The organism is Bradyrhizobium lablabi (assembly GCF_900141755.1).
Classification (GTDB): domain Bacteria; phylum Pseudomonadota; class Alphaproteobacteria; order Rhizobiales; family Xanthobacteraceae; genus Bradyrhizobium; species Bradyrhizobium lablabi_A.
Genome location: NZ_LT670844.1, coordinates 5,529,621 through 5,540,833, shown reverse-complemented (window position 1 = coordinate 5,540,833; position 11,213 = coordinate 5,529,621). Strand labels below are relative to the sequence as shown.

The following is an 11,213-nucleotide window of genomic DNA, read 5'->3' as shown; positions in this document are numbered from 1 at the left end:
TTGTCTCCCCTTCTCAGCTCGTGCGGCCGGCGGCACGCGTGAGCGCCCGCGTCACCATGATGCCGCCGACATGTTTTCGGTATTCCACCGGCCCGCGGGCATCCGCCGCCGGCGACATGATCGCTTCCGCCGCAGCGGCAGCCTTCTTCAGCGTCGCGGCATCGAGACTGGTTCCGATCACGGCCTTGGCCGCGTCAGCGGCGAGCAGCGGCGTTTCGTGCAGATTGGTGAGGCCGATCGCGCAGGATGCGACCTTGCCGCCGGACATGGTGAGCACGACCGCCGCCGCGGCGGTGGCGTAGTCGCCGACCTTGCGTTTTAGCTTTTCGTAGGCGTAGCCGTGGCCGGCGGCCGGCAGAGGAATCGAAACCGCGGTCAGGATTTCGCCGGGCTCGAGCGCGGTGAAATAGGCGCCCTGATAAAATTCGCTTGCCGCGACCACGCGCGCGCCGGACGCGCCTTCCAGGGCGTAGCTGGCGCCGAGCGTCAGCATCAGCGCCGGCATGTCGTTGCCGGGATCGCCATTGGCGACATTGCCGCCGATGGTGCCGCGGTAGCGCACCTGCGGATCGGCAATCAGGACGGCCGCCTCATGCAGGATCGGCAGCGATTTGGCGATCTCGTCCGAAGCCAGCAATTCGTGCTGGGTGGTCATCGCGCCGATCACGATGCGGTTACCCTCGCGGCGGATGCCTTTCAGCCCGGCGATGCCGTGCAGATCGACCAGATGTTCGGGGGTCGCGAGCCGGAGCTTCATCATCGGCACCAGGCTGTGGCCGCCGGCCAGCGGACGGGCCTCGTCGCCGAGCGACGCCAGCAGTTTGACCGCATCGGCCAGCGTCGCCGGCCGGTGATAGCTGAACGGGCCAGGAATCATCGTCTCCTCCTTGCGTCTTCTTGATTTCAGACGTTGCGTGGAGGCTCTTCCCGGAATTTTGCGCGGGCAAGACGGCGGCAGAGGCTGCGTCACGAGGCGAGAGAATTCGCACGAAATACGGGCTAGTGCGCACGAAATGCGTCAGCCCGCGCGACCTAATTGAGACGCAGGGCTCCCTCGCCCCGCTCTTCGCGGGGAGAGGGTTGGGGTGAGGGGCTGCTTCCGCAAATTCTCAAGACGAAGTCCCCGCGGTGAGTCCCCCTCACCCGAAATTCTCGCGATGCGAGAATTTCGACCTCTCCCCGCAGGCGGGGCGAGGTGAACCGAGCGCCAGCCTTAAGCGTGGCGCCGGGCAAGCCCCAAGCGCGCCTTGACCTCGGCGATCTTGGCGCGGCTGACGGGAACGCGATGCGGCGAGGGGCCGTCGAGCTCGATCACGGCGCCGTCGCCTTCCTTGCGCACGAATGTCACATGCGCCATTGCGACGATATGGCTGCGGTGAACCCGGACGAACAGGCCGGGATCGAGCTGGGCTTCGGCTTCCGAAATCGACCACGGACACATCCGCTCGCGGGTGCCGTCATGGACCCTGGTATAGTGTGCATCTGCCCGGACGCTTCGGATATCGGCGGTATCGATGAAATGTGTGCCGTCGGCGCCCTCGACCGGAAGCCGCGGCACGGGTGCGGCGCGCGGCGGCTGGCCGAGCCCGCCGAGTGGCGCCGCCATCAGCCGCGGAAACGGCGCGGCAGCCGCTTCCGGCGAAATGGCGGCAACAGAAGCTGGCGCAACGGGTTCGACCGCTTGTGCTGTCGCCGTCTGCCGGCGCGGATCCGGCACCAGCGACAGCAGAAAACCGGCCGCGATCACAAAACAAAGCACGGCCACCACCACCGAGAGGATTTGCTGCGACGCGGCGAGCCCGCTCGTATAGTGATGCGCGGCGGCGTCTGACAGCGGGACAAAATGCATGCCGTACATCGCGGTGTAATGCATGCCCGACACCGCAACCCCAAACGCGATCGAAATCGCGATCAGGCGCACCCCGTCCTGCCGGGCGAGGAACGCGCGCAAGCCGCCATAGGCGGTGATGATCGCGATCAGGACCGCCAGCAGGATCATCGGGGTGTCGTGCACAATGGCAAAATTGCCGGCCAGACCATGGATGCCGACATAATGCATGCTGACGATCCCGGCCCCCAGCAGCACCGCCGACGATACCACGCGGCGCTGCGACGGCTCGCCGATGCTGAGGAAGAACAGCGAGACGCCAACCACCAGCGCGCAGATCAGGAACGAGACCATGGTCGGAAGCACGAGATAGACGGTATCGGCCGGGATCGGCGCCGCCAGCATGCCGACAAAATGCATGGTCCAGATGCCGATCGCGAGGAAGCCGGCCGCGCCTGCCAGCAACACGCGATGGCTCACGCCCGGCGTCCCGCGGATGCGCGCCGCGAGCCCAAAACCGGTGTAACCTCCCAGGATCGCGATCACCACCGAGAGCGCGACGAGATAGGGATCGTGTCCTTCGAACATGATCGTCTCGGCCGCCCGTCTCCACGGGCAAAGCCTCCTCCCACGCGTGAGTTTATAGGCGCGGCGGCGGAAATGACAATCAGCTGTCCGGCGAGCTTCCGCTGCCGAGCATCGCCTCGGGCCGCTCATATGGAGAAGTGGGCGCACGATCACAACGCGAGTCGCCGTGCGCTCCCTCTCCCGCTCTTGCGGGGGAGGGCTGGGGTGGGGGCTGTCTCCGCGAGCGCCGACTGTTGATGCAGGTGCGTTGACTAACCGACGCAATCACGTCGTTGCTTCGCACGTCTCGATAGTCCCTGTGCGGAGAGAGCCCCCACCCCAACCCTCCCCCGCAAGCGCGGGAGAGGGGGTAAGTTCACGCGCGCCGCTCGCGCCGCGCTTCTACACGATCCCCGCGGCGACCTGGCCGCGCAGCCGTTCCAGGCTGAGCAGCGTGTTGGCGCAGGCTTCCGCGACCTCGATGCCCTTGGTGGCAAAGTGCTTGCGGAAGAACTCGACATGCGCCGAGCTCTCGTGGAACTGTTGCGGCGTCAGCACCGCTGAAAATACCGGCACCTCGGTGCGCAACTGCACATCCATCAGCGCCTTGATCACGGTGTCGGCGACGAACTCATGGCGGTAGATGCCGCCATCGACCACGAGGCCGGCCGCGACGATCGCGGTGTAGCGCCGCGTCTTGGCGAGCAGTTGCGCGTGCAGCGGGATCTCGAACGAGCCCGGCACCTCGAACAGATCGACGCGCGCGCGATCGATATGCCGCGCCTCGATCTCGTCGAGGAAGGCGATGCGGCACTGCTCGACCACCTCGCGATGCCAGGAGGATTGCACGAACGCGACCCGCTGCGGTTTTGCAAATCGCGGATGCGAAGGCGTCGGCGGCGGATCGATGGTTTCGGGAGCGGCTTTTACTTGGGAAGAATTTACTTCGGATTCTTGCAACATCTGATTCATGGCTTTCCTCTTTCAGGACCAGAATCAGGGCATACGGAACAACAAGCCGCGCGGTAATAGCGGCTGTCGCGACCGTTCTCTTTCATCCGGACTTTAACCGTCGGCTTCGGAATCGCACCGAATCTGCTGACCCTTTTTCCCCAAAAGGAGGGAACAAGGCGCTCGCGGGCTTGGGTCTTGTTTAACCCTTACCGCCGGTGGGGACTTTCACCCCGCCCTGAGAACATCGGCCGCCCGGTATGAGCGGCCTGAGGCGAATTATGGCGAACCGCGGCGCTGTCAGCAAGGCCCGCCGCATCGGGAATCTGCATGTTCCCCATGCCAGAAGGGCCACGCTCGAGGCGGCAAATAGGCGATTGGGCATGCCGCTGGAGGCGAATTCCGCACGGTGGACTCGCGGGACACGAATCTGATTCCGGTTTGTTCCGATATTAACGATTATGACGCGCGAAGAGCTGTGGACGGGCAGCGCTTTGCCTGTGGATGGACTCCGCCCCCGGTTGCGCGGATTCCGCAAATCACATCAGTTGATCCTCGATAGGCCCCGACCTCGAACAAGCTCAGGGCCTTCTCGGGAGTGCAGCCGGCAGCGACGCTTCGGACGAGCAGCGTGTTGGCGGGCTTGCGTTGAGGTTCAACAAATCTAAGAACAAGGGTCGAGACGGCATGTCCCTCCTCGAAGGCATAATCGATTCCCGGAACAATCCCTTGGCGGTGGTCGAGGATATCGCGGCCAACAACAACTGGTCGTTCGAACGCTCCGGCGAGGACGAAGTGACGATCGTCTCCAAGGGCGACTGGACCGATTACCAATTGTCCTTCACCTGGATGACCGAGATCGAAGCGCTGCATCTGGCCTGCGCCTTCGACATGAAGGTTCCCGCAGCCCGAAGGGGCGAGGTGCAGCGGCTGGTCGCCGCGATCAACGAGCAATTGTGGGTCGGGCATTTCGACATCTGGACCCATACCGGCATGATCATGTACCGGCAGGCGCTGGTGCTGCCGGGTGGGCTGACCGCCTCGACCGCGCAATGCGAGAGCATGCTGGTCGGCGCCATCCACGCCTGCGAGCGCTATTATCCGGCATTCCAGTTCGTGGTCTGGGCGGGAAAGAGTGCGCAGGAGGCCATGACCGCGGCGATGTTCGATACCGAGGGCGAGGCCTAGGGGCGCTTTTTTCTGCGCCCACAGCCTGAGCGAACGACAACCGATCTCTCCACCGTCATGCCCGGCATAGCCGTCCGAAGGACGGCGTCGCTTCCGCTCGCCTATGCCCGGGCATCCACGTCTGTGCTTCCGGCGATGAAGTAAGACGTGGATGGCCGGGACAAGCCCGGCCATGACGAGCTATGTTATTGGCGGCAGCGCATTAGGATATCGCAATGAACGACGCACCACCGCTCGCACATCTCAAAGGTCCCATCCTCCTCGCCGGCGCGGGGAAGATGGGGGGCGCGATGCTGACGGGCTGGCTGGCGCGGGGTCTCGATGCAAGGCATGTCGCGGTGCTGGAGCCGCAGCCGTCCAGTGAGATCAGCGCGCTCGCGACAAAGGGTATTCGGCTCAATCCGGCGGCGAAGGATATCGGCGCGGTCGCGACGCTGGTGATCGCGCTAAAGCCGCAGAGTTTTCGCGAAGCCGGCGGCGCGCTGAAATTATTTGTCGGGCCGGACACGCTGGTGGTCTCGATCATGGCGGGCACCACCATCGCATCGATCGCCGACGTCTGCGGCGGCAGCGTGGTGCGCGCGATGCCCAACACGCCGGCGGCGATCGGCCGCGGCATCACGGTCGCGGTGGCGGCGAACAGTGTCAGCGCCGATCAGCGCGCGGTCGCGGATGCGCTGTTGCGCGCCACCGGATCGGTCGAATGGGTCGACGACGAAAGCTTGATGGATGCGGTGACGGCGGTGTCCGGTTCGGGACCTGCCTATGTCTTCCTGCTCGCCGAGGAACTGGCGCGCGCCGGCGTCGAGGCCGGGCTGCCACAAGAGCTTGCCACCAAACTCGCGCGCGAAACGGTGGCCGGCTCCGGCGAATTGCTGCATCGCTCGGACGCGCCGTCCGCGACGCTGCGCCAGAACGTCACCTCGCCCGGCGGCACCACCGCCGCGGCGCTCGAGGTGCTGATGGGGCCTGACGGAATGGCATCGCTGATGATCCGCGCGGTCGCCGCAGCGACGCGGCGATCGAAGGAACTGGCGAAGTAGGTTTTCTCCGATCCTCACGCTGAGAGGCCGTGAATATACCTCCGACCTCATCCTGAGGAGCCGCGCCCTTGCGCGGCGTCTCGAAGGATGGGCCACGAGTGCACGTCCATCCTTCGAGACGCGGCCAAGGGGCCGCTCCTCAGGATGAGGACTGAATGCTTGGCTTTAACCCATCCCCAGCCGCTTCATAAACGCCTCGACATTCACAAGACCCCGCGCGTGACGGCCCTCGCCGATGCGGCGCTGATCATTGAAGGCTTCGACCTCGAAACGGATCACCCGCCGCTCCACCGCGATCACCCGCGCCGTGGTCCGCACTTTTGTGCCGACCGGGGTCGCGGCGAGGTGGCGGACGTCGACCTCGGTGCCGAGCGTGACCCAGCCCGGTTCGAGATGCGCGTTGATGGCGTCCCCCGACGCCATCTCCATTTCCAGGATCATCATCGGCGTCGCATAGACCATCGGCATGCCCCGGACAAAATGCCCGACGGTGCGCTCCGGCGGCACGACGAGGGTGCGCTCGGCGCTCATGCCGATCTTGATGACGTCGCGGGCGTCCATGAGATTCCAGTCCGTCATTCCGGGGCGGGCGCGAAGCGACCGAACCCGGAATCTCGAGATTCCGGGTTCGCGCTTCGCGCGCCCCGGAATGACGAGGCTAATAGCGTTAGCAGCGCGCTACTTCTTCGCCGCCGCGGCGCGCTCCACGAAGGTCTTGCCGCCCTTCATCTTGTGCGAAAGTGGCGCTTCGTTGATCTGGATCACGACCGCGTCGGCATCGACGCCGAGATTCTTCACCAGCGCTTGGGTGATGTCGCGCATCATGCCGGCCTTCTGCTCGTCGGTGCGGCCGGCGGCCATGCTCACGGTAATTTCAGGCATTTTGTCACTCCCATTGCTCTTGCTACGGACACCACCCCCTGACGAGGGTATTCCACATCTCGCCATGAGGCGCAGACGCCACATCTTGCACTGATGTCATCATCCGCGAAAGCGGATGATCCAGTACTCCGCGCTGCTTCCGTTCAATTTGACGTCACGGCGTACTGGATGCCCGCCGGAGCCTGTCATCGGGCGGCCATTCGGCCGACCCGTTGGCGGGCATGACGGTCAATGCCACCTCACCCCGTGCTTATCAAGAATCTTGCGGACTTCGTCGACCAAAGCAGCCTGCGGCACCTTGATCTGGGCCTCACCCTGCTTCTGTAGATATTCGTCGCGGTCTTTTTCGAGCTTTGCGAGTTCGGCGCCAAGAATCAGATCCTTCAATAGAACCTGCGGACCTGCGGGATCGTCTTTTTCGTCACTGCCCTGAATGATCACGCAGGGCGAGTTGCGCCGGTCGGCATATTTGAGCTGGTTGCCCATGTTCTTCGGGTTGCCGAGATAAAGCTCGGCGCGGATTTTTGCATTACGCAACGCCGCGACCATCTTCTGGTAATCGGCAACACGATCTCGGTCAAACACGGTGACGACCACGGGGCCAAATTCCGGTGTGGTATCGAGCTTGCCCAGCATCGTGAGCGCGGCCTGCAGCCGCGACACGCCGATGGAGAAACCAGTCGCCGGCACCGGCTCGCCGCGGAAGCGCGAGACCAGGCCGTCATAACGGCCACCGCCGCCGACCGAGCCGAAACGGACGGGACGGCCTTTTTCGTCTTTGGTGTCGAGCAGGAGTTCTGTTTCGAAGACTGGGCCAGTGTAATATTCGAGGCCGCGGACGACCGACGGATCGATGCGGATTTGGTCCGCGCCATAGCCGGACGCAGCAACCAGCCTGCCGATTTCTTCCAGCTCCGCACGACCCTCCTGACCGATCTTGCTGTCGCGTAGCCGCGCGTCGACCTCGGCTCCCGGTTCGATCGCACCTATCACCAGAGCAATGTCATCCGGCTTCAGGCTAGCGCCTTTCGTAAAATCTCCAGACTCATCCTTGCGGCCTTCACCGAGCAATTGCTGCACACCCGATATGCCAAGCCGATCGAGCTTGTCGATCGCACGCATCACGGTCAGCCATTGACCATCATCGGCAATGCCGATGGCATCTCTGACCCCATCGAGCACCTTGCGGTTATTCACCTTCACCACATACTGGCCGCGCTTAATGCCCAACTCCTCCATCGTGTCCGCCGCCATCATGCACATCTCGGCATCGGCAGCGGGCGAGGCACTCCCCACCGTATCCGCGTCGAACTGCATGAATTGCCGAAAACGCCCCGGGCCCGGCTTCTCGTTGCGATAGACATAGCCGGCGCGGTAGCTGCGGTACGGTTTTGGCAGGTGATCAAAATTTTCCGCGACATAGCGCGCCAAGGGCGCGGTCAAGTCGTAGCGCAGCGAAATCCACTGCTCGTCATCGTCCTGGAACGAGAACACGCCCTCATTTGGCCGGTCCTGATCCGGCAGGAATTTTCCCAATGCGTCGGTGAATTCCATGGCCGGGGTTTCGACCGGCTCGAAGCCGTAGCGCTCATAGACTTCGCGGATTTTCTCCACCATCTGGCGCGTGGCCGCGATCGCGGCGGGACCACGGTCTTCCAGCCCGCGCGGCAGGCGGGCCTTTAGCTTTTGCGGCTTTTTGGGTTTCTCGGCCATGGCCGGCGTTGGTACCAGCGCATGGCGAAGGCGGCAACCGGTGCCTTCTTAAACCTCGCCCCGCTCTTTTGCGGGGAGAGGTCGAAATTCGAGCATCGCTCGAATTTCGGGTGAGGGGCATGGCACGATGCCTGTTGCGACTTCACTGTTCGCGGAGAGAAAGGCCCCTCACCCCACCCTCTCCCCGCGAAGTGCGGGGCGAGGGAGCGAGAGACCGCGTACGGGGCAATTTTACGTGAGTTCGCCCGCCGGCAGCACGTCGCTGCCGGGTCGGGCCGCCTCCGCCGCCGATCACAGGACCTTTCTGATCCAGTTGTGCGGGTCGGCCGCGCGACCGTACTGGATGTCAACCAGCTTCTTGCGCAGCCCCATCGCGACGGGGCCGGCCGCGCCGCCGCTGATGAGAAAATCGCCGCGCGCGGAACACACCTTGCCGATCGGCGATATGACGGCTGCCGTGCCGCAGGCGAAGGCCTCTTTCAGCTTTCCGCTGGCGGCATCAGTGCGCCACTGGTCGATCGTGTAGGCCTCCTCCCGCACGCGCGTGCCGGAATCCTTCGCGAGCGCGATGATCGAATCGCGGGTGATGCCCGGCAGGATCGTGCCGAGCGGCGGCGTCAGCAGCGAACCGTCGTCGAACACGAAGAAGACGTTCATGCCGCCGAGTTCCTCGACGTAGCGGCGCTCGACCGCATCGAGGAAAACGACCTGATCGCAGCCGTGTTCGATGGCCTCGGCCTGCGCGCGCAGGCTCGCGGCGTAATTGCCGCCGCATTTGACGGCGCCGGTGCCGCCGATCGCGGCGCGCGTGTAATTCTCCGACACCCAGATCGACACGGGCGCAGGTCCGCCCTTGAAATAGGAGCCGACCGGAGAGGCGATGACGGCGAAGATGTATTCCGCGGAAGGCTTCACGCCGAGGAAGACCTCGCTCGCGATCATGAAGGGCCGCAGGTAGAGACTGCCCTCGCCGCCTGGGATCCAGGCGCGGTCGATTTGCACGAGCTGCTCGACCGCTTCGATGAACACAGGCTCGGGCAGCGGCGCCATGGCCATGCGCTCAGCCGAATTCCAGAAGCGCCGGGCATTGGCGTCGGGGCGGAACAAGTTCACGCCGCCGTCGTCGCGCTTGTAGGCCTTGAGGCCTTCGAAAATCTCCTGTGCGTAGTGCAGGACGGCTGCGGCCGGATCGAGCGGGAAATTCGCGCGGGATTCGACGCGCGCGCCATGCCAGCCCTTCGCCTGATTGTAGCGGACCACAGCCATGTGGTCGGTGAAAATCCGGCCGAAGCCCGGGTCCACGAGCCTTACCGCGCGCTCCTTCTCGGACGTCGGATTCGTCGCAGGCTGGATTTCGAATTTCAAACTCTTTCCCTTGCTTCCCGCTGACCAGATGACGCCATCGACTTTATCGAACGAAACTCCCATGGGCTCTCTCCCGGATTGACGCGTCGCGCGCGTCTGGCGTCTTGGCCGTTCCGGCCTTAGCGCTGTTAAGCAGGTCTGGACTTCACCTACCCCGCCTTGCGGCCGGTCTCCATGCCAGCATGGTCCTTAGGACATGCTTTTGCGGAATGCGGAAGTCCAGTATGTTTGTCGAAATGCCGCTCGACAATCGCACGGTCAAAATATCAGCGGCCCTTGCCGCCTCCTTTGGCTTTCTCAGGCCGCTTGAAACGTCACCGCGATTGAGACGACTTAAAATTTCGTCGCGGCTGATCGTTTTGTAACATTGAACCCAAGATACGTCAATATGGCTGACATAAATTTTTCAAGACCCGCGCCCGACGCTGATTCGTGGCCGACCGACGGACGGTCCCCTGAAATGGGGGGCGCCGATTTGCGCTGGGATATCATCGAGCTGTTGTTCTTCGCCTACCGCGATTTCGTCGGCGACGCCGACCATGAGCTCGAGGCGTTCGGGTTCGGCCGGGCCCATCACCGGGTGCTGCATTTCGTCCGCCGCTATCCCGGTTTGAAGGTGGCCGACCTGCTCGACGTGCTACGTATTACAAAACAGTCGCTCGGGCGGGTGCTCAAGCAATTGCTCGACGAAGGCTATATCGTGCAGAAGACCGGCAATAACGACCGCCGGCAGCGCCTTCTTTTCGCCACCGCCAAGGGCGAGGCGCTGGTCGGCAAGCTCGCCGGCCTGCAGACCGACCGCATCAACCGCGCGCTGCGCCAGATCGAGCCTGCGGCCGCGGATACCGTCCGGCAGTTTCTCCGTGCGATGATCGATCGCGACGATCCCGACAAGGTGCTGGAAACGATCCTCGGATCAGGCGCCGCAAAGCCAAAGGAATGACTGTGCCCATGGCTGCCACCCTCGCTCGAACGCCGCCGCAACCGGCCGACGACGCCCCGCATATCCTGCTGGTCGATGACGACCGCCGCATCCGCGACCTGTTGTCGCGCTTCCTCTGCGGCGAAGGCTACCGCGTCACCACAGCGATGAGCGCCAGCGACGCCCGCGCCAAGCTGAACGGCCTGCATTTCGATCTTCTGATCCTCGACGTCATGATGCCCGGGGAGACCGGGTTCGATCTCGCCAGATTCATCCGCACATCGTCCTCGGTGCCGATTGTGATGCTCACCGCGCGCCATGAGGCCGAGGCGCGGATCGAGGGCCTGCAGATCGGTGCCGACGATTACGTGGCAAAGCCGTTCGAGCCGCGCGAATTGGTCTTGCGGATCGGCAACATCCTGAAACGCACCGCACCGGCGCCGGTGGAGACGCTGGAGCAGGTCGCGTTCGGGCCTTACGTCTATCATCTCGACCGCGGCGAATTGCGCCAGGGCGACGAGGCCATCCATCTCACCGACCGCGAGCGCGAGATGCTGCGGATTCTGGCGGTCGTGCCCGGCGAGACCGTGCCGCGCAGCGCATTGACCGGCGACGGCAGCGTCAACGAACGCGCCGTCGACGTCCAGATCAACCGGCTGCGACGCAAGATCGAACGCGATCCCGCCAATCCCTTGTTCCTGCAGGCGGTGCGCGGCATCGGCTATCGCCTGGTCGCTTCGCCCTGAGCCATTTC

Annotated in this window: 10 protein-coding genes, 1 pseudogene and 1 riboswitch; of the genes and pseudogenes, 4 read left to right on the top strand and 7 right to left on the bottom strand. The window is 64.0% G+C overall.

Annotated features, from left to right (window positions below):
- Positions 1 to 13: 13 nt before the first annotated feature.
- The 3 genes from B5526_RS25895 to B5526_RS25885 form a co-directional block, all read right to left on the bottom strand.
- A complete protein-coding gene (locus B5526_RS25895) occupies positions 14 to 877 on the bottom strand; it encodes an FAD binding domain-containing protein (protein ID WP_079542672.1) in 864 nt (287 codons plus the stop codon).
- Positions 878 to 1,213: 336 nt separating this feature from the next.
- On the bottom strand, positions 1,214 to 2,416 hold the full coding sequence (locus B5526_RS25890) for an MHYT domain-containing protein (protein WP_079542671.1): 1,203 nt from the start codon (positions 2,414 to 2,416) through the stop codon (positions 1,214 to 1,216).
- Positions 2,417 to 2,797: 381 nt separating this feature from the next.
- The gene (locus B5526_RS25885) at positions 2,798 to 3,367 is read right to left on the bottom strand and encodes a 6,7-dimethyl-8-ribityllumazine synthase (RefSeq protein ID WP_079542670.1); all 570 of its coding nucleotides are present in this window, start codon (positions 3,365 to 3,367) and stop codon (positions 2,798 to 2,800) included.
- 70 nt (positions 3,368 to 3,437) lie between these two features.
- A riboswitch (FMN riboswitch) is annotated at positions 3,438 to 3,596 on the bottom strand.
- 437 nt (positions 3,597 to 4,033) lie between these two features.
- On the opposite strand from B5526_RS25885, the gene B5526_RS25880 reads away from it, so the two are divergent.
- Together B5526_RS25880 and proC are read left to right on the top strand one after the other, a co-directional pair.
- The gene (locus tag B5526_RS25880; protein ID WP_079542669.1) at positions 4,034 to 4,534 is read left to right on the top strand and encodes a YbjN domain-containing protein; all 501 of its coding nucleotides are present in this window, start codon (positions 4,034 to 4,036) and stop codon (positions 4,532 to 4,534) included.
- A gap of 215 nt (positions 4,535 to 4,749) precedes the next feature.
- Positions 4,750 to 5,577 (top strand): pyrroline-5-carboxylate reductase, encoded by an 828-nt coding sequence (proC, locus tag B5526_RS25875; RefSeq protein ID WP_079542668.1) that lies wholly within the window; start codon positions 4,750 to 4,752, stop codon positions 5,575 to 5,577.
- Between the two features lie 165 nt (positions 5,578 to 5,742).
- Here the strand turns inward: proC and B5526_RS25870 are convergent, their stop codons facing one another.
- From B5526_RS25870 to B5526_RS25855, 4 genes and pseudogenes are all read right to left on the bottom strand, one after another.
- A complete protein-coding gene (locus tag B5526_RS25870; RefSeq protein WP_079545361.1) occupies positions 5,743 to 6,138 on the bottom strand; it encodes a thioesterase family protein in 396 nt (131 codons plus the stop codon).
- Between the two features lie 117 nt (positions 6,139 to 6,255).
- Positions 6,256 to 6,459, bottom strand: a complete 204-nt coding sequence (locus tag B5526_RS25865; protein ID WP_079542667.1) for a tautomerase family protein — start codon at positions 6,457 to 6,459, stop codon at positions 6,256 to 6,258.
- 327 nt (positions 6,460 to 6,786) lie between these two features.
- Positions 6,787 to 8,172, bottom strand: a pseudogene (gene hisS / locus B5526_RS25860) (histidine--tRNA ligase); the annotation flags it as partial.
- Between the two features lie 291 nt (positions 8,173 to 8,463).
- Entirely contained in the window at positions 8,464 to 9,600 is a 1,137-nt protein-coding gene (locus B5526_RS25855; RefSeq protein ID WP_079542665.1) for a branched-chain amino acid aminotransferase, read from the bottom strand.
- 325 nt (positions 9,601 to 9,925) lie between these two features.
- Between B5526_RS25855 and B5526_RS25850 the strand changes: the two genes are divergently transcribed.
- On the top strand, positions 9,926 to 10,480 hold the full coding sequence (locus tag B5526_RS25850) for a MarR family winged helix-turn-helix transcriptional regulator (RefSeq protein WP_079542664.1): 555 nt from the start codon (positions 9,926 to 9,928) through the stop codon (positions 10,478 to 10,480).
- Positions 10,477 to 11,205 (top strand): response regulator, encoded by a 729-nt coding sequence (locus B5526_RS25845; RefSeq protein ID WP_079542663.1) that lies wholly within the window; start codon positions 10,477 to 10,479, stop codon positions 11,203 to 11,205. Before B5526_RS25850 ends, B5526_RS25845 begins: the two co-directional genes overlap by 4 nt.
- The last annotated feature ends 8 nt before the right edge of the window (positions 11,206 to 11,213 follow it).